Origin of the sequence: Modicisalibacter muralis, assembly GCF_900102945.1 — a bacterium.
GTDB classification, from domain to species: domain Bacteria; phylum Pseudomonadota; class Gammaproteobacteria; order Pseudomonadales; family Halomonadaceae; genus Modicisalibacter; species Modicisalibacter muralis.
The window spans coordinates 220,640-238,138 of the sequence record NZ_FNGI01000004.1; the positions used below are offsets into that span (position 1 = coordinate 220,640).

Below are 17,499 nucleotides of genomic sequence, written 5' to 3' on the forward strand. Positions count from 1 at the left end.
GTATGGCCTGTTTTTTTGGGTTAGCTGTCCCTGCGCTCTCATGAAGAGGACTGATTCAGCGTTGTCGGTTTTTTCATTTTTGTAAAGTTAAGTTACCAAAATGTTTTTATAGCTTTTTTATCTATGAAATTATTTTTTTAACTAGAATTAGGAAATAACCCTTGGAAATAGCCACTTGATGGTCAACCTGGATACAGGAAAGACAGATGGGACGATATTCGAAGCAGAAAAATCAGGTGGCCGGTGTATAGGGTCTAGGTGATTTCTCGCGGATTGTCATCGCTTGACTGATGCCCGGGAGGCGTTTTTTCCAGTGCGCCGGTGATTGAAAGCTAAGCCGCGCCACGAGCACTCTTCATGGCTTTTCTAACCCCGTAGAATGACTTCGCCTGTTTTCTGGAGATATTTTCATGACGACCGCTCATTCCCTGGTGCTGGCCAGTGGCAATCCCGGCAAGCTGAGAGAATTCCGGGAATTGCTCGAGCCGCTGGCTTTCGATGTCAGGCCGCAGTCTGATTTTGCTGTTCCCGAGGTCGAGGAAAGTGGCCTGACGTTCGTCGAGAATGCGCTGCTCAAGGCTCGTGCGGCTTCTCGTATCAGTGGCTTGGCGGCGCTTGCCGACGACTCGGGGCTGGCCGTCGACGCCCTCGACGGAGCACCGGGTATCCATTCGGCGCGTTATGCCGGAACGCCGAAGAACGATGAAGCCAACAATCGCAAGCTGCTCGAGGCACTCGACCAGGTTCCCGAAGGCCAGCGTACGGCGCGTTACTGGTGCGTTCTGGTGCTGTTGCGGCATGCCGAGGACCCGGTACCGCGAATCGTGCAGATCTGTTGGGACGGCGAGATCCTGGCCCACCCGCGTGGCGAGGGAGGCTTCGGCTACGATCCGCTGTTCTGGGTGCCGGAGAAGGGCATGAGTGCCGCCGAACTCAGCGCGCTGGAAAAGAATCGCTTGAGCCATCGCGGCAGGGCGCTTCACGCCTTGGTGGAGCAGTTGCGCTGATGGCGGGCTTACCCCCACTCTCGCTTTACGTGCATGTGCCATGGTGCGTGCGCAAGTGCCCCTACTGCGATTTCAATTCACACGGCGTCGGGCGGGGGACCGAATTGCCCGAGGATGCCTACCTCGCGGCGCTGCTGGCCGATCTCGATGGCGAACTGGCACTGGCCGGGGAGCGTGAGCTAGACAGCGTGTTCATCGGTGGCGGTACGCCGAGCCTGATGTCGCCGTCGTTTTATCGGCGCCTGTTCATCGAGCTCGAACGGCGGCTGGCCTTGGCGGCGCAATGCGAGATCACCCTCGAGGCCAATCCCGGCACCGTCGAACAGCAGCGCTTCAGCGGTTACCGCGAAGCGGGCATCAACCGCTTGTCGATCGGCGTGCAGAGCTTCCAGCCGGCGCAACTCGCGGCGCTGGGGCGAATCCACAGTGGCGAGGAGGCCCGGCATGCGGTCGAGAACGCCCGGCATGCCGGCTTCGACAATCTCAATCTGGATCTGATGCATGGCCTGCCGGGCCAGGACGTGGCGTTGGCGCTGGATGATCTCGACCAGGCGTTGGCGCTGGCCCCCGAACACCTCTCCTGGTATCAGCTGACGCTGGAACCGAATACCGAATTCCACGTTCATCCGCCGCGTCTTCCCCAGGACGAAACGCTCTGGGACATTCAGGACGCCGGCCATGCGCGGCTCGAGGCCGCCGGACTGGCGCGCTACGAGATATCCGCCTACGCCCGCGAGGGGCGACGCTCGCGTCACAACCTCAATTACTGGAGCTTCGGCGACTACCTGGGTATCGGCGCCGGCGCGCATGGCAAGTCGAGCCACTGGTCGCCGGACGGCGAGCTGATCATCGAGCGGCGCTGGAAGAGTCGCCAGCCCGAGGCCTATCTGCGCCGCCACAACGATCCGCGCGGCTTTCTCGCCGGCAGTCAACGCATCCGCGAGGATGAGCTGCCGCTGGAGTTCGCCATGAATGCCCTGCGCCTGGTCGAGGGCGTGCCGCTGGACACCTGGCGAGCCCGCACGGGTCGCCCGCTCGAACGCTTGCAAGCGCGGCTGGCAATGGCGCGCAAAAAAGGACTCTTGGTGGAAGACCCGCGCGCGCTACGGGCCACGCCGCAGGGTCTGTTATTCTTGAACGAGCTTCTCGCCTCGGTCAGCGACGACTGAGCGGGAAGATGTACTGTGTGAAACTCAGAGGAGCCTTCAACGGATGATGAGCAAGAAACTCTGGCTGGCCGTGCCGCTGGCCGCCGCCGTCGCGATGACCGGTTGCACCACCACCAACCCCCGCACCGGCGAACCCCAGCGTGCCAACGCTACCCTAGGGGCCGGTATCGGCGCCGCCGTGGGTGCGGTGGCCGGGGCATTGAGTGGCGACGGTAGCAGCAGCCGGCGCGATCGCGCGCTGATCGGTGCCGCGGCGGGCGCGGCGGTCGGTGGCGGGATTGGCTACTACATGGATCGCCAGGAGGCTCAACTGCGCGATCGCTTGCAGGGCACCGGCATCGGTGTCGAGCGCCAAGGTGACAATATCGTGCTTAACATGCCGAGCAGCGTGACCTTCGGCTTCGATTCCAGTGAGCTGACCGGCGCGGCGCGCGCGGCATTGAACGATGTCACGGCGATAATGCGTGAATATCCCGAAACGCGCATTACCGTGGCCGGCTATACCGACAGTACCGGCGCGGAGGATTACAATCAGCGGCTATCCGAGCAACGCGCCGCGACGGTCGGCAATTATCTGGCGCAAGGCGGTGTCGAGCGTCAGCGCCTGAACATGGTCGGCTACGGCGAGAGCCAGCCGGTCGCCAGCAATGACACCGAGCAAGGCCGGGCACAAAACCGCCGTGTCGAGATCACCCTGACGCCCATCGGGCAATAATCGGCGCGGCTTTTGCCGTTAGCGTACGGGCCCGTCGTTGTCGGCGGGCCCTTTTCATGTCGAGGCACGACCATGCTTGCCTACCAGCACGCCTACCATGCCGGCAATTTCGCCGACGTTCACAAGCATCTGACGCTGTTCTGTGTTCTGCAACACATTTTACGTAAAGAAACTCCGGTTACGTATGTCGACACGCATGCCGGTCGAGGTCGCTATCCGCTGACAGCTGCCGAGACGCAGAAACTCAAGGAGTACCAGCAGGGGGTCGTACCGCTGTGGCAGGCACGGGCCGCGCTGAGCAGAAGCGATCCGCTGCTCGATGGCTGGTTCGATGCCCTGCAGCGGGCACAGGCGGGCGATGGGCGTCAATTGACCCATTACCCCGGCTCGCCCTGGTGGCTGGCCGACAGCCTGCGCAGTCACGATCGCCTGAGCCTGTTCGAGCTGCATCCCGGCGAGCACCAGCATCTCGAGGCACAGGCGCTACCCAGTAACGCGCGGCGTGTTCACGACGATGGTCTGGCGGGTCTGCGTAGCATGCTACCGGTGGCCACGCCACGCTTGTGCGTGCTGATTGACCCCAGTTACGAGCGCAAGTCCGAGTACAGCGAAGTTGCCGAGACGCTGGCCTTCGTCGCGCGCAAGGCGCGCCATGCCACGGTGCTGGTGTGGTATCCGCTATTGCCGGCGGGACGCCATCAGGTTCTGCTCGACGAGGTCCGGCGTGCCGGCGTTCGCAAATTGTGGCGCAGCGAATTGCAGCGCCACGCTCGCGGCATCGACGAGCATGGCATGTACGGTAGCGGTATGTTGCTGCTCAACCCACCCTGGGGGCTGGGCCAGCGTCTCGAGGATGCCTGGCAGGCATTGCTGCCGTACCTTGGCAAGCAGGCCGCGCATCGCGGTGAGTGGTGGGTCGAGGAGTGATCGTGGCAACAATAAAATGTTGGGGTCTACTTCCCGATACAGAACTCGCCGAAGATCTTGCCGAGCAAATCGTCGGCGCTGAATTCACCGGTGATCTCGCCCAGCGCGCGTTGCGCCTCGCGCAGATCCTCGGCAAGCAATTCGCCGGCGCCATAGCCATGTAGCTGGGCTTCGCCGTTGGTGAGTGCGTGCTCACTTCGATCCAGGGCTTCCAGGTGACGGCGACGAGCCGAGAAACGCCCCTCGGTGGTCGTGGTATAGCCCATCACGGCTTTCAGGTGTTCCTTCAGGTTATCCACACCCTCGCCGCTCTTCGCCGACAGGCGCAGCGTCGGCGGCGCTGTGGATAAGTCGAGCCCGGGCGCCTCGTGGCTGCTATCGATCTTGTTGCGCACCAGTGTCAATCGAGCCGGGTCGGGCAGGCGCGCGACGAACTCCGGCCAGATGGCCATGGGATCGGTGGCGGCGGTGGTGGTGGCATCGACCAGCAGCAATACCCGGTCGGCCTTCTCGATCTCGGCCCAGGCGCGCGCCACACCGATTTTCTCCACGGCGTCGGGCGTGTCGCGCAGCCCGGCAGTATCGATGATATGTAACGGCATGCCGTCGAGGTGAATGTGTTCACGCAACACATCGCGGGTGGTGCCCTCGATGGCGGTGACGATGGCGGTATCCTGTTCGGTGAGGGCATTGAGCAGGCTCGACTTGCCGGCATTGGGACGCCCGGCGATGACCACGCTCATGCCTTCGCGCATCAGTGCGCCTTGCCCGGCGGCGGCGCGCACCTCGCCCAATTCATGCTGTATCGAGCCGAGCATCGCCGCTACCTTGCCGTCGGCGAGAAAGTCGATCTCCTCCTCGGGGAAATCGATCGCCGCCTCGACGTACATGCGCAACTCGATCAGGCGTTCGACCAGCGCGGCGACCCGGTTGGAGAATTCGCCTTGCAACGAGCGCAGGGCGTTTTCGGCGGCGGCGCGGGAGCTGGCATCGATCAAATCGGCGATCGCTTCGGCCTGGGCCAGGTCGAGCTTGTCGTTGAGGAAGGCGCGCTCGGAGAACTCGCCGGGGCGTGCCAGGCGCGCACCGAGCCGCACGCAGCGCTCGAGTAACAGGTCCATGATCACCGGCCCGCCGTGACCGTGTAGCTCGAGTACGTCCTCGCCGGTGAAGGAGTGCGGTCCCGGAAAATACAGCGCGATGCCTTCGTCGAGTGCCTGCGCAGCGTCCCCGGCGAAGGGGCCATAGTCGGCGTGGCGGGGCGCGGGGCAGCGGCCCAGCACCGCCTCGGCGATCGCCACGCAGGCCGGCCCGGAAACGCGAATGATGCCCACGCCACCGCGACCGGGCGGGGTGGCCAGGGCGGCGATGGTGTCCTGAGTATACAGCGGGCTATCGAGCATGGCGGATCGCTGGGCTCCAGTGAAAGGGATATTGTCCGAAACGTTGACCCACAACGCCAGACCCCCGCCGTGGGCGGGGGTCTGGGTGACAGGATGGCGGGAGCTGGTTGGCTTACTTGGCCCGACTGCCCTTGCCGGTAGTGGGGTCGCTCTCGATCTTGCGGGTAATCACCCACTGCTGAAGAATCGAAATGACGTTGTTGACCACCCAGTAAATGACCAGGCCAGCCGGGAACCACAGGAAGAAGAAGGTGAAGATGATCGGCAGCATCTTCATGATCTTGGCCTGCATCGGGTCCGGCGGTGTCGGGTTGAGCAGTTGCTGAACGAACATCGAGGCGCCCATCAGGATTGGCAGCACGAAGTATGGATCCTTCATCGACAGGTCGTCGATCCACAGGATGAACGGCGCATGGCGCAGCTCAACCGATTCCAGCAGCATCCAGTACAGGGCGATGAAGACGGGCATCTGCACCAGAATCGGCAGGCAGCCGCCCAGAGGGTTGATCTTCTCCTTCTGGTAGAACTTCATCATCTCGGAGGACATTTTCTGGCGATCGCTGCCGTACTGCTCCTTGATGCGCTGCATCTCGGGACCCAGCTTGCGCATCTTGGCCATCGACTTGTAAGCGGTGGCCGATAGCGGGAACAGCACGATCTTGACGATCACCGTCAGCACCACGATCGCAAAACCCCAGTTGCCGATCACGCTATGGATCTTGTCGAGCAGCCAGAACAGCGGGTTGGCGATGAACCATAGCCAGCCGAAATCGATGGTCAGTTCCAGGTACGGCGCGACGTCCTCGAGACGATCCTGGACCTTGGGCCCGATATACAGCGTCGCGTTCAGCTCGGCCTGGCTCTCGGGGGCGATATTGTGAGTCGGACCGGCGAAGGCAGCGACATTGCGGCCTTGTGAGTCGGTGGTGGCGTAGTACAGGTTCTGCTGGTCCTGGGGTGGCGCCCAGGCCGAGGTGAAGTAGTGCTGGATCATCGCGACCCAGCCGCCTTGCACGTCCCGATTGTTGAACTGGCCTTCCTGGATATCCTCGAAGCCGATCTTCTCGTAATGGCTTTCCGGCGAGGAATAGGCCGCGCCCAGGTAGGAGTTCATGCCCATCGACACGCCGCTCGAGGGGTCGGGACTGTTATCGCGGGCCAACTGGCCGATAAAGCGCGCGGTGACAGGCTCTTCGCGATGGTTGACGACGTGATAGCTGACGTCCACCGCATAGCTGTCGCGTTCGAAGGCAAAGCGCTTGACCACCTCGACGCCGTTGACGTTGGCGGTGAGATCGACGGTCAGGCTGTCTTCACCCTCATCGAGGGTATAGCGGGTCCGCTCGGGATCGAAGGCAATGCGACCCTCGTGCCCTTCGAGTTGCAGGCCCGATTTGGCGACGTAGCTGCGGGCCTGGCTGTCAGAGAGCAACACGAAGGCATGTTCGCCCTCCAGGCTCATCTTATGCTCGGGCAGGGCGGCATACACGATGTCGCCACCTTGCGGGTCGATGCGCACGTTCAGGACATCGGTTTCGACCGCAACCAGGCTACGCCGGCTATCTGTCCGAGGGGCTTCTGGCATGGCATCGGCGGCTGGCGCCGAAGTGGCATTGGAAGGTGCCGCCAGCCCCTGGTCGCTGCGTGTTTCGTTATCGCCGTCGCTGGGCGCCGCGCTGAAGCCGGGAGCCTCGGGTTCAACGGTGACCTGGCCGTAATCCTGGTTCCACTGGATGACCAGCAGGTAGGCGAGCACCGCAAGCGGAATCACGAGAAGGAGTCGTTTTACGTCCATGGGGGTTCTGCCCGGTGGGGTAATGGATCATTCTGGCGGCTTGTCTTCCGACCGCTACTCGCCAGCGGCGAGGCGGATCGGTACGACCTTGCTAATACGAAGCGCGAATCGGGTCAGGAAGACGCCGCCACGGTCGACTGTTTGCGAACGTCTTTTTCCAGGCGCCGCCACATGCCGTAGAGCTGGCGGTGCAAGGTCGCGTTATCCAGTTCGTTAGCGCCGCGACGCGCCAGGACGATGATGTCCACGGCGGGCAGACGATGTTGCTGGAGACGAATGGACTCGCGGACGAGACGCTTCAGACGATTGCGATCGACGGCACGGCGAACGTTTTTCTTGCTGAAGACCAGACCGATCCGTGGGTGGCCCAACGCGTTGTCGCTGGCCAACGCCAGCAACCCCTTGCCATGGACCTTGAACGGGGCATGGTCGAAGACGCGTCGATATTCCCCGGCAGTCAAGAGACGCAACTGCCGTGGGAAGTTCTGACATGACATTCGCGGCTCGAGTTTAAGCGCTCAGACGCTTGCGACCCTTGGCGCGGCGGCGCGCCAGAACCTGGCGACCACCCTTGGTGGCCATGCGCGCACGAAAGCCATGTACACGCTTGCGCTTGAGAACGCTCGGTTGAAAAGTGCGTTTCATAACTGCTGATTCCCACGTGGTTAAATTTGGACTGATGACAAGCCGATGTGCCTTGATACCCGCCAGGAGCCGGGCGGATTTGGCTCAAGGTCGGGCATTTTAGTGAATTCGCCAGCCGCGTGCAATTTTTCCGCGGATTTATCCGCGCGGGGCCAAGATTTTTTTAGTATTTTGCCGTCGTTGGCCAGTAAGTGGCCGAATGTCTATCCCCAGGGTCGGTGCAGTGACCTGCCAAGGCAATACAAACATTATATTAACTATCGATACCAGATAATGCTGTTATTAACATTGGGAATCAATTTTGTGGACAAGCAGTAAAATAAATTATTTTTCAATAAGTTAACCGAATATTGCTTTTGTGGAAAAACTGCGCGAAACGTTTAGCGGCATTAGGAGCAGCGTTTGAACGGCGGGATTATATTTGGGGGTTGCCGAGTCCGACGCGATTCGATGGCGGGCTCATTCACCGGTTGTCCACAGTTTTTTCACGGCCCTAATCGTGTGGATAACTCGCCCCACGAACGATATACTGGCCGGTCATTCGCTAACAGGATGTGAGGTCGCGTGTCGGTCGCTCTCTGGCAACAATGTCTGGATTACCTGCAGGATGAGCTGAGTTCCCAGCAGTTCAATACCTGGATTCGTCCGTTGCAGGCGGAAGAGGGTGGAGTCGACGAGCTCAGCCTGTTGGCACCCAACCGCTTCGTGCGGGACTGGGTCAGCGATAAGTATCTAAAGCGTATCAATGAGCTGCTACGTGAACTGGCGCCTGCCAAGCCGCCCAAGGTGGCCCTGGCGGTGGGCAGTCGGCGTGCCACGCCCAGCCCACAGCCACGTGAATTGGGCAACCCGGTATCTGCCAGCCGCTTCAAACAGCCTGGGCCACCTTCGGTGCATACGCCACCACGCAACGATTACGCTGATGAGCACGAGATCGAGCAGTTACGCGAGAAGAGCGCTCGTCGTTCGGGAGATCGCCAGGTTCAGGTCGAGGGCAGCCTCAAGCACCAAAGTAGCCTCAACCCCAATTTCACCTTCGACACCTTCGTTGAGGGTAAATCCAACCAGTTGGCGCGCGCGGCCTCGCGCCAGGTATCGGAAAACCCCGGCGGCGCCTATAACCCGTTGTTTCTGTACGGTGGCGTGGGCCTGGGCAAGACGCACCTGATGCACGCCGTAGGCAATCAACTGGCATTGCGGCGTGAGAACGCCACCGTGGTTTACCTGCATTCCGAGCGCTTCGTCGCCGATATGGTCAAGGCGCTTCAGCTCAATGCCATCAACGATTTCAAGCGCTTCTATCGCAGTGTCGATGCCTTGCTGATCGATGACATCCAGTTCTTCGCCGGCAAGGAGCGCTCGCAGGAGGAGTTCTTTCATACCTTCAACGCCTTGCTTGAAGGTGGCCAGCAAATGATTCTCACTTCTGACAGATATCCCAAGGAAATCAGTGGTGTAGAGGAGCGTCTCAAGTCACGTTTCGGGTGGGGGCTGACGGTGGCGATCGAACCGCCGGAGCTCGAGACGCGGGTTGCGATCTTGATGAAGAAGGCCGATCAGGCCAAGGTCGACTTGCCCCACGATGCCGCTTTCTTCATTGCCCAGAAGATCCGCTCCAACGTGCGTGAGCTGGAAGGCGCCTTGAAGAAGGTCATCGCCGACTCCCACTTCATGGGTAAGTCGATCACCCAGGACTTCATCCGCGAATCACTCAAGGACCTGCTGGCACTGCAGGACAAGCAGGTCGGTGTCGACAACATTCAGCGTACCGTCGCGGAATATTACAAGATCAAGATTGCCGACCTGCTCTCCAAGCGGCGTTCTCGTTCGGTGGCGCGGCCGCGTCAGGTGGCGATGGCGCTGGCCAAGGAATTGACCAATCATAGCTTGCCGGAGATCGGCGACGCCTTTGGCGGGCGCGACCATACTACGGTGCTGCACGCCTGCCGCAAGGTTAAGGCGCTACAGGAAGAAAGCGCGGATATCCGCGAGGATTACAAGAACCTGCTGCGGTTACTGACTAGCTGAAGATGAGCCCACTAGCCATGTTGGCGCATCGTTTGCCTTGAAACCAGGAGAAGAGTGGAGCCCTCATGAAATTTTCCATCTCCCGCGAAGCCCTGCTGCGGCCGTTGACGCTGGTCGCCGGCGTGGTCGAGCGTCGCCAGACGCTGCCGGTGCTGTCCAATGTGCTGATCGAGGTGCAGGACACGCAACTTTCATTGACCGGTACCGACCTTGAAGTCGAGTTGATCGGCCGCGCCGAGCCGAGCCAGGTCGATGAGCCAGGCTCCGCGACGGTCCCCGCGCGCAAGCTGATGGATATCTGCAAGTCGTTGCCCGAGCAGTCCGAGATCACCTTCGCGTTGGAGGATGGGCGTGCGGTGTTGCGCGCCGGGCGCTCGCGCTTCACGCTGTCGACGCTGCCGGTAGCCGAGTTCCCGAACATCGAGGACGGTCAGGGCACCCAGGAGCTGAGCCTGCCGCGCGGTACGCTCAAGCACCTGATCGACGCCACCGCCTTCGCCATGGCCCAGCAGGACGTACGCTACTACCTTAACGGCATGCTGCTCGAACTGGGCCGCAACCTGGTGCGTACCGTCGCTACCGATGGCCATCGTCTGGCGGTATGCTCGCGTTCGGCGGATATCGATATCGAGCCGGCACAGAAGCTGATCGTGCCGCGTAAAGGCGTGCTCGAACTGGTGCGCCTGCTCGATGGTAGCGACGAGCTGGTCGGTTTGACGCTGGGGGCCAATCATTTGCGGGCTCGCACGGGCGAGTTCACGTTTACCTCCAAGCTTGTCGATGGCAAATTTCCCGATTATGAGCGTGTGGTGCCGAAGGGTGGCGATAAGGTGTTCATCGCCGAGCGCGCCGAGCTGCGCCAGGTATTGTCGCGCACCTCGATTCTCTCCAACGAAAAGTATCGCGGCGTGCGTCTCAATCTCGAGGAAGGCAACCTGCGGGTGATGGCCAATAACCCCGAGCAGGAAGAGGCCGAGGAAAACGTCTCGCTCGACTACAGCGGCGATACCCTGGAGATCGGCTTCAATGTCGGTTATTTGATCGACGTGCTGGGCGCGCTCGATGAGGATCGTGTGCAGATGACCCTGTCCGATTCCAACAGCAGCGCGATCATGGAGGAGCCCGGTGGCGGTGACGCCCTGTATGTCGTCATGCCCATGCGACTTTGATGCGTTCTTCCACTCAGGCGGCGCCATGCCAGCGCCGCCCTTAGGCGCTTGCCGATGCCGCTCGATAGACTGACGTTTCTCGGTTTGCGTAATCTGGCCGATCTGGATATGCGTCCCGAGCCGGGCGTCAATCTGATCGTTGGCGACAACGGCAGCGGCAAGACCAGCCTGCTCGAGGGCATTCATATCCTCGGCATGGGGCGTTCCTTCCGCACCCAGCACCTCAAGCACGCCATTACGCACGATCATGAAGCGTTGACGTTGCATGGCCGGCTGGCTGGCGATCCGCCGCTGGCGCTGGGTGTGCGGCGCCAGCGTGCATCGCCAGAGCTCGAGATGCGCATGGCCGGCGAGCGCGTGGCGCGCGTTGCGGACCTGGTCGAGGCATTGCCGCTACAGCTCATCAACCCCGATGCCTTTCGCCTACTCGAGGGCTCGCCGGCATCGCGACGCGAGTTTCTCGATTGGGGCGTGTTTCACGTGAAACACGAATTTCTCGATGGCTGGAAACGCGCGCGTCGCGCGTTGAAACATCGGAATGCCCTGCTTAGACATGGTAGAATTGACGTTCAGTCCATCGCCGTGTGGGAGCGCGAGCTGGTGCACTGGAGCGAGCGTATCGATCTCCTGCGCGATGAATACATGGCAGGATTTTTGCCGGTGTTCGAAGAGACTCTTGCCGAGCTGTTGCCGCTCCCCGGGCTTTCACTGCGTTACTACCGAGGCTGGGATCGCAAGCGCACGCTGGCCGATGTCCTCGAGCAGGGGCGCGATAGCGACCGGCAGATGGGATTTACCCAGCAAGGCCCTCAGCGTGCCGACCTGCGTATTCGTATCGATCGGCGGTCGGCGTTGGAGGTGCTGTCCCGCGGCCAGCAGAAACTGGTCGTCAGCGCCATGAAACTGGCCCAGGGGCGATTGTTGGAAGCGATGACCGGGCGTACCTGCATCTATCTGATCGACGATTTGCCGGCAGAGCTGGATGCAAACCATCGCCAAGTCTTCGGCCGCTGGCTGGAGCGCATGCAGTGCCAGGTTTTCATCACCAGCGTTGAGCGCGAAGCCATTGCGGATCTGTGGTGCCCCGAAACCGCGACCGCCATGTTTCACGTGAAACATGGACGACTTAGCACTCGGAACGAATGATTTCACGACGGAGTAGCCAATGAGCGAACAGGCTTACGACTCATCGAGCATCCAGGTTCTCAAGGGCCTGGATGCCGTACGCAAGCGTCCTGGCATGTACATCGGCGATACCGATGACGGGACCGGCCTGCATCACATGGTGTTCGAACTGGTGGATAACTCCATCGACGAGGCGCTAGCGGGCCATTGCAGCGAAATTCGCGTGATCATTCATCCCGATGAATCGGTGACGGTCAGCGATAATGGTCGTGGAATCCCGACCGACATCCATGCGGAAGGTGTATCGGCGGCCGAAGTCATCATGACGGTCTTGCATGCCGGCGGTAAGTTCGATGACAACTCCTATAAGGTATCCGGCGGGCTGCATGGCGTCGGCGTATCGGTGGTCAATGCGCTCTCGGAAGAGCTCAAACTGACCATCTGGCGCAGCGGCGACGTTTACGAGCAGATTTACCGTCACGGCGTGCCTGAGTCGGCGCTGGCGGTCGTGGGCAAGACGGAAAAAAGCGGCACGCGGGTGCATTTTCGCCCCTCGCAGGAGACCTTCACGCACATCGAGTTCCATTACGACATTCTCGCCAAGCGCCTGCGTGAGCTGTCGTTCCTGAATTCCGGGGTCGCTATCCGTCTGATGGACGAGCGCAGCGGCCGGGAGGAGCTGTTCCACTACGAGGGTGGTCTCCAGGCCTTCGTCGATCACCTGAACACCAATAAAAGCACGCTGAATCCGGTGTTTCATTTTGATATGCAGCGCGATGACGGCATCGGCGTTGAAGTGGCGATGCAGTGGAATGACACCTACGCCGAGAATATCTTCTGCTATACCAACAACATACCGCAGCGTGACGGTGGCACGCACCTGGCAGGCTTCCGGGCGGCGCTAACGCGCTCACTGAATAGCTATATCGAGGCCGAGGGCATATTCAAGAAGGCCAAGGTCAACACATCCGGCGACGACGCGCGAGAGGGGCTCACTGCGATCATCTCGGTCAAGGTACCGGATCCCAAGTTTTCTTCCCAGACCAAGGAAAAGCTGGTTTCTTCGGAAGTGAAGACCGCCGTTGAGCAGGAGCTCGGGCGCCAATTCGGCGATTATTTGATCGAGCGGCCCAACGAAGCCAAGGCAATCGTCAACAAGATGATCGACGCCGCGCGGGCCCGCGAGGCCGCGCGCAAGGCTCGCGAAATGACCCGTCGTAAAGGAGCCCTGGATATCGCCGGCCTGCCCGGCAAGCTAGCCGATTGCCAGGAAAAGGATCCAAGCCTCTCCGAGCTATACTTGGTCGAGGGTGATTCGGCGGGCGGCAGCGCCAAGCAGGGGCGTGACCGACGCACCCAGGCAATCCTGCCGCTTAAGGGCAAGATTCTCAACGTCGAGAAGGCACGTTTCGATAAGATGCTGTCTTCCGCCGAAGTCGGTACGCTGATCACGGCGCTGGGCTGTGGCATCGGCCGCGAGGAGTTCAATCCCGACAAGTTGCGTTACCATTCGATCATTATCATGACCGACGCCGACGTCGATGGCTCGCATATCCGCACCCTGCTGCTGACCTTTTTCTTCCGCCAGATGCCCGAAATTATCGAGCGCGGCCATGTGTTTATCGCCCAGCCACCACTCTACAAGATCAAGCGTGGCAAGCAGGAGCTGTATCTCAAGGATGAGCAGGCGCTTACCGATTACCTGACTACCACTGCGCTGGATGGCGCGCGACTGCATGTCAATGCCGATGCCCCGGGTATCGCCGGCCAGCAGATCGAATCGCTGGTCAGCCAGTATCGCGACGTGATGAAGCGCATCGATCGGCTTTCACGGGTTTACCCCAACGACGTACTGCGCAAGATTGTGCACGCAGCGACGTTGAACGGCGAGGAGAGCCTCAGGGACCGCGTTACCATGCAGAACTGGATCGAGCTCCTGCAGGGCGAAATGGACGCATTGATCGCTTACGAGGGCGGTCCTCGCCATGTTTTCCAACTGCAAGAAGACACCGAGCGCGGCATATTCTTGCCCAGTGTGTCGCTGACCGCTCATGGTGTCTCCACCGATTATGTATGGGGTGTGGATTTCTTCCGTAGCGCGGATTACCGTGCCATGGCGGCGCTCGGTGAAACCCTCGACGGCCTGCTCGAGCAAGGGGCTTACGTGGCCCGTGGCGAGCGCACCAAGCCGGTCGAGACGTTCTACCAGGCACTGGAATGGTTGATGGGCGAAGCCCAGCGTGGCTTTTCCATTCAGCGCTATAAAGGGTTGGGGGAGATGAACCCGGATCAGCTTTGGGAAACCACCATGGATCCCGATACCCGTCGCATGCTACGCGTGACGGTCGAGGATGCGGTTGCCGCCGACATGATGTTCAATACCCTGATGGGTGACGAGGTCGAGCCGCGGCGCTTCTTTATCGAGCAGAACGCGCTGGTCGCCAACCTCGACGTGTGATGTTTCACGTGAAACACACTATTGAAAGTTATCTAAGCGATTGAGCTAAAAGAGTTCTTTGATAGAATAAAGAAGCCCAGCAAATTAACTTGCTGGGCTTCTTTTTATTTCCAGGCAGAGAATGAGGAAAAACGCTTGCTTGGTAGAGGCGATGAAAGAATGGAAAATAAGCTTTCGGTGTTTCACGTGGAACATTGCGCACACAGCAGGGCGCTGAGTTCAGTGACGAAGCAGCTAATGGATTGGACCATGTAAGGCCTGGCTATATTAGGATTTGCCTTCGAGCCAATCAGCAAAGCCGGAAAGATCATCGAATACGAGGGCTTGACCGAATCCGCCCATGGCTTCTGTATTCCGCCCCTTGCCGGTGCGCACCAATACCGGCCGACATTTCATTGCCACGCCAGCCTGAAGATCGCGCAGGCTATCTCCGACAATCCAGGCTCCTTCGAGCGTCGTCATATCCAAAGCCTGGCGAATCTGCACAAGTAGACCGGTTTTTGGCTTGCGGCAATCGCAATGATCGTCGGGGCCGTGGGGGCAATAGGCGATGTGGGCGATGCTCCCGCCGGCGTCATGCACCAGTTCGATCATTCGCTGATGCATCTGCGCAAGAACGTCCTCATTGTAATAGCCCCGTGCAATCCCCGATTGGTTGGTAGCGACGGCGAGGGCCCAGCCGGCTTGCGATAGTCGAGCGATGGCGTCGATGGCCTGCGGGTAGGGTATCCATTCGTCGAGAGATTTGATGTAGGCATCGGAATCGTGGTTGATCACGCCGTCACGGTCGAGAATGATCAGGTTTTGCGGAGAAATTGGCATGAGGGCGTGAGACCAGTACAGCGCGAGAGTGATGCCAGTGTAGAGTGATGTTTCACGTGGAACAATCATTGCTCCGGGCTACGGCCCATGTTTCACGTGAAACATTAGCGAAACGAGAAGGGCCGGCACCCGTAGGAATGCCGGCCCTTTATTGCCATCCATCGGCGCTTATTGCTGCAGTTCGGCAATATCCGCGACTTCGAGGAACAATCCCTGGAGGTTGGCCAGCAGCGCCAGGCGGTTGCGGCGTACGGCCTCGTCGTCGGCCATGACCATCACTTCGTCGAAGAATGTATCCACCGGCGTGCGCAGCCCGGCAAGGGCGTCGAGAGCTTCGCTGTAGCGAGCCTCGGCGACCAGCGGCACCACCTCGCGCTGACGTGCTGCCAGCGCTTCTGCCAGGGCTTTCTCGGCACCTTCCAGGAGTAGTTCCTCGGAAACGTGCGTCGATACCTCGTCGTCTTGCTTGGCCAGGATATTGGCGACGCGCTTGTTGGCGGCAGCCAGCGCGGCGGCTTCCTCGCGCTGCGCGAAGGCATGCACGGCATGCACGCGTCGTGCGAAATCCAGCGGTCGCGTGACCGGACGAGAGCGCACGGCGAGATAAACCTCCACGGCGATGCCTTCGTCCTGAGTCCAGGCCCGGAAACGGTCGAGCATATAGTCGAGCACATCGTCGACAAGCCCGCTGGCCTTGGGCAGATCGCGATGCTGAGCGGCGGCTTGCTCGAGCAGTTCTCGCAGGTCGAGGTCGAGCTTGGCCTTGATCAGAATGTTCAGTACGCCAATAGCGGCGCGGCGCAGTGCGAACGGATCCTTGGCGCCGGTCGGGCGTTGGCCGATGCCGAAAATGCCGGTCAGGGTGTCGAGGCGGTCGGCCAGGGCCAGGGCCAGGCCGGTGCGGGTCCGGGGAATATCATCGCTGGCGAAGCGCGGCAGGTACTGCTCGTCCAGCGCCTGTGCGACATCCTCCGGCTCGCCATCGTGGCGCGCGTAGTAACAGCCCATGGTGCCCTGTAGTTCGGGAAATTCGAGCACCATCTCGGTGACCAGATCGCATTTGGCCAATTGCGCGGCACGCGCGGCATGCCCGACATCGCCTTCGATGCGCTCGGCAATGTAACGGGCCACGGCTTCGCTGCGCCGGGCCTTGTCGGCGAGGCTGCCGAGCTGCTGCTGAAAGACCACGCTGGCCAGCCCGTCGCGTCGCGAGGCCAGGCTGTGCTTGAGATCGGCCTCGAAGAAAAAGGCCGCATCGGCCAATCGCGGGCGGATGACCTTCTCGTTGCCGGCGATCACCTGTTGCGGGTCGTGGCTGTCGATGTTGGCAATGGTGATGAACGCCGGCTTGAGCTTGCCGGCGTCGTCGAGCAGGTGAAAGTATTTCTGATTGGCCTTCATCGACGAGATCAGGCACTCGGCGGGTACCTCGAGGAAGCGCTCATCGAAGCTACCGGTCAGTGCCACCGGCCATTCGACCAGACCGCTGACTTCCTCGAGCAGGCTCTCATCGATGACCGCCGTGGCTTCCTGAACCTCGGCTTCGGACAACACCTGCTCGCGGATGCGTTCGCGGCGCCGCTGCCGATCGGCCAGCACATAGGCGTCTTCCAGCGCGTCGAGGTAGTCATCGGCATGGGCCAACGGGATGGCTGCAGGGGCGTGGAAGCGGTGGCCCCGCGTTTCGCGCCCGGCATCCAGGCCGAGTATCGATGCCGCGACGATATCGCCGCCATACAGCATCATCAGCCAATGCACCGGCCGCGAGAACTCGATGCGTGACGCACCCCAGCGCATGTTCCTGGGTACCGGCAAGTCGGCGATCGCCTTGGCGACGATGCCGGGAAGCAGCGTCGTCACGGATTCGCCGGGCTGCTCGAAGCGATAACCCAGCCAGGTACCCTTGTCGGTCTCGAGCTGGATCAGTTCGTCGACGCCGACGCAGCAGGAACTGGCGAAGCCCTGGGCGGCCCGGGTCGGCTCGCCGTTCTTGTAGGCGGCGGCCAGTGCTGGGCCTCGGCGTTCGATCCGGCGGTCGGGCTGCTTGCCGTCGAGTTCGCGGATTCGCACCGCCAGACGGCGTGGCGTGGCGAAGGCCTGCACCTCGCCGAAGGCGACCTCGGCTTCGCGCAGGCCAGCGGCGATTGCCTCGGCGAAGGCGTCGGATAACGTGTCGATGGCACTCGGCGGCAGCTCTTCGACGCCCAGTTCGATCAATAGGGTGTTGGCGGCCATG

At 60.9% G+C, this 17,499-nt stretch carries 14 protein-coding genes; 8 read left to right on the plus strand and 6 right to left on the minus strand.

Annotated elements, in window-relative coordinates; all coding sequences use genetic code 11:
* The first annotated feature begins 410 nt into the window (after nucleotides 1-410).
* The 4 genes from rdgB (at nucleotide 411) to BLR92_RS09610 (ending at nucleotide 3,818) form a co-directional block, all read left to right on the plus strand.
* A complete protein-coding gene (gene rdgB / locus BLR92_RS09595; RefSeq protein ID WP_089727908.1) occupies nucleotides 411-1,007 on the plus strand; it encodes an RdgB/HAM1 family non-canonical purine NTP pyrophosphatase in 597 nt (198 codons plus the stop codon).
* Complete coding sequence (gene hemW, locus BLR92_RS09600) at nucleotides 1,007-2,176, plus strand: radical SAM family heme chaperone HemW (RefSeq protein WP_089727910.1); 1,170 nt, start codon at nucleotides 1,007-1,009, stop codon at nucleotides 2,174-2,176. The genes rdgB and hemW overlap by 1 nt, the downstream gene beginning before the upstream one ends.
* Nucleotides 2,177-2,222: 46 nt before the next feature.
* Nucleotides 2,223-2,891, plus strand: a complete 669-nt coding sequence (locus BLR92_RS09605) for a YiaD family glycine zipper/OmpA-like lipoprotein (RefSeq protein WP_089728076.1) — start codon at nucleotides 2,223-2,225, stop codon at nucleotides 2,889-2,891.
* Nucleotides 2,892-2,963: 72 nt separating this feature from the next.
* Nucleotides 2,964-3,818: a 23S rRNA (adenine(2030)-N(6))-methyltransferase RlmJ gene (locus BLR92_RS09610; RefSeq protein WP_089727912.1), complete on the plus strand. Its 855-nt coding sequence runs from the start codon at nucleotides 2,964-2,966 to the stop codon at nucleotides 3,816-3,818.
* Nucleotides 3,819-3,844: 26 nt separating this feature from the next.
* Here BLR92_RS09610 and mnmE read toward each other — a convergent pair whose 3' ends face one another.
* From mnmE to rpmH, 4 genes are all read right to left on the minus strand, one after another.
* Nucleotides 3,845-5,221: a tRNA uridine-5-carboxymethylaminomethyl(34) synthesis GTPase MnmE gene (mnmE, locus tag BLR92_RS09615; RefSeq protein ID WP_089727914.1), complete on the minus strand. Its 1,377-nt coding sequence runs from the start codon at nucleotides 5,219-5,221 to the stop codon at nucleotides 3,845-3,847.
* Nucleotides 5,222-5,333: 112 nt separating this feature from the next.
* Nucleotides 5,334-7,016, minus strand: coding sequence for a membrane protein insertase YidC (yidC, locus tag BLR92_RS09620; protein ID WP_089727916.1), 1,683 nt, complete (start codon nucleotides 7,014-7,016; stop codon nucleotides 5,334-5,336).
* 113 nt (nucleotides 7,017-7,129) lie between these two features.
* Nucleotides 7,130-7,513, minus strand: coding sequence for a ribonuclease P protein component (gene rnpA, locus BLR92_RS09625; protein ID WP_089727918.1), 384 nt, complete (start codon nucleotides 7,511-7,513; stop codon nucleotides 7,130-7,132).
* Nucleotides 7,514-7,526: 13 nt separating this feature from the next.
* Nucleotides 7,527-7,661 carry a 50S ribosomal protein L34 gene (gene rpmH / locus BLR92_RS09630; protein WP_089727919.1) on the minus strand — a complete coding sequence of 45 codons (135 nt, stop codon included), beginning with the start codon at nucleotides 7,659-7,661 and terminating at the stop codon, nucleotides 7,527-7,529.
* A 564-nt stretch (nucleotides 7,662-8,225) separates the two neighbouring features.
* On the opposite strand from rpmH, the gene dnaA reads away from it, so the two are divergent.
* The 4 genes from dnaA to gyrB all read left to right on the plus strand — a co-directional run bounded on the left by dnaA (nucleotide 8,226) and on the right by gyrB (nucleotide 14,441).
* Nucleotides 8,226-9,689, plus strand: a complete 1,464-nt coding sequence (gene dnaA / locus BLR92_RS09635; RefSeq protein WP_089727921.1) for a chromosomal replication initiator protein DnaA — start codon at nucleotides 8,226-8,228, stop codon at nucleotides 9,687-9,689.
* A gap of 65 nt (nucleotides 9,690-9,754) precedes the next feature.
* Entirely contained in the window at nucleotides 9,755-10,858 is a 1,104-nt protein-coding gene (gene dnaN / locus BLR92_RS09640; protein WP_089727923.1) for a DNA polymerase III subunit beta, read from the plus strand.
* 54 nt (nucleotides 10,859-10,912) lie between these two features.
* Nucleotides 10,913-12,004 carry a DNA replication/repair protein RecF gene (gene recF, locus BLR92_RS09645; RefSeq protein ID WP_089727925.1) on the plus strand — a complete coding sequence of 364 codons (1,092 nt, stop codon included), beginning with the start codon at nucleotides 10,913-10,915 and terminating at the stop codon, nucleotides 12,002-12,004.
* Between the two features lie 19 nt (nucleotides 12,005-12,023).
* The gene (gene gyrB, locus BLR92_RS09650; protein ID WP_089727927.1) at nucleotides 12,024-14,441 is read left to right on the plus strand and encodes a DNA topoisomerase (ATP-hydrolyzing) subunit B; all 2,418 of its coding nucleotides are present in this window, start codon (nucleotides 12,024-12,026) and stop codon (nucleotides 14,439-14,441) included.
* A 267-nt stretch (nucleotides 14,442-14,708) separates the two neighbouring features.
* Here gyrB and gmhB read toward each other — a convergent pair whose 3' ends face one another.
* Nucleotides 14,709-15,263, minus strand: a complete 555-nt coding sequence (gene gmhB, locus BLR92_RS09655) for a D-glycero-beta-D-manno-heptose 1,7-bisphosphate 7-phosphatase (RefSeq protein ID WP_089728078.1) — start codon at nucleotides 15,261-15,263, stop codon at nucleotides 14,709-14,711.
* Nucleotides 15,264-15,431: 168 nt separating this feature from the next.
* Nucleotides 15,432-17,498 carry a glycine--tRNA ligase subunit beta gene (gene glyS, locus BLR92_RS09660; RefSeq protein WP_089727929.1) on the minus strand — a complete coding sequence of 689 codons (2,067 nt, stop codon included), beginning with the start codon at nucleotides 17,496-17,498 and terminating at the stop codon, nucleotides 15,432-15,434.
* Nucleotide 17,499: the final 1 nt, after the last annotated feature.

What these genes read in the sequence shown, in the direction of transcription:
- rdgB (WP_089727908.1), top strand. Translation starts at nt 411, where the DNA reads ATGACGACCGCTCATTCCCTGGTGCTGGCCAGTGGCAATCCCGGCAAG.
- hemW (WP_089727910.1), top strand. Translation starts at nt 1,007, where the DNA reads ATGGCGGGCTTACCCCCACTCTCGCTTTACGTGCATGTGCCATGGTGC.
- BLR92_RS09605 (WP_089728076.1), top strand. Translation starts at nt 2,223, where the DNA reads ATGAGCAAGAAACTCTGGCTGGCCGTGCCGCTGGCCGCCGCCGTCGCG.
- BLR92_RS09610 (WP_089727912.1), top strand. Translation starts at nt 2,964, where the DNA reads ATGCTTGCCTACCAGCACGCCTACCATGCCGGCAATTTCGCCGACGTT.
- mnmE (WP_089727914.1), bottom strand. Translation starts at nt 5,221, where the DNA reads ATGCTCGATAGCCCGCTGTATACTCAGGACACCATCGCCGCCCTGGCC.
- yidC (WP_089727916.1), bottom strand. Translation starts at nt 7,016, where the DNA reads ATGGACGTAAAACGACTCCTTCTCGTGATTCCGCTTGCGGTGCTCGCC.
- rnpA (WP_089727918.1), bottom strand. Translation starts at nt 7,513, where the DNA reads ATGTCATGTCAGAACTTCCCACGGCAGTTGCGTCTCTTGACTGCCGGG.
- rpmH (WP_089727919.1), bottom strand. Translation starts at nt 7,661, where the DNA reads ATGAAACGCACTTTTCAACCGAGCGTTCTCAAGCGCAAGCGTGTACAT.
- dnaN (WP_089727923.1), top strand. Translation starts at nt 9,755, where the DNA reads ATGAAATTTTCCATCTCCCGCGAAGCCCTGCTGCGGCCGTTGACGCTG.
- recF (WP_089727925.1), top strand. Translation starts at nt 10,913, where the DNA reads ATGCCGCTCGATAGACTGACGTTTCTCGGTTTGCGTAATCTGGCCGAT.
- gyrB (WP_089727927.1), top strand. Translation starts at nt 12,024, where the DNA reads ATGAGCGAACAGGCTTACGACTCATCGAGCATCCAGGTTCTCAAGGGC.
- gmhB (WP_089728078.1), bottom strand. Translation starts at nt 15,263, where the DNA reads ATGCCAATTTCTCCGCAAAACCTGATCATTCTCGACCGTGACGGCGTG.
- glyS (WP_089727929.1), bottom strand. Translation starts at nt 17,498, where the DNA reads ATGGCCGCCAACACCCTATTGATCGAACTGGGCGTCGAAGAGCTGCCG.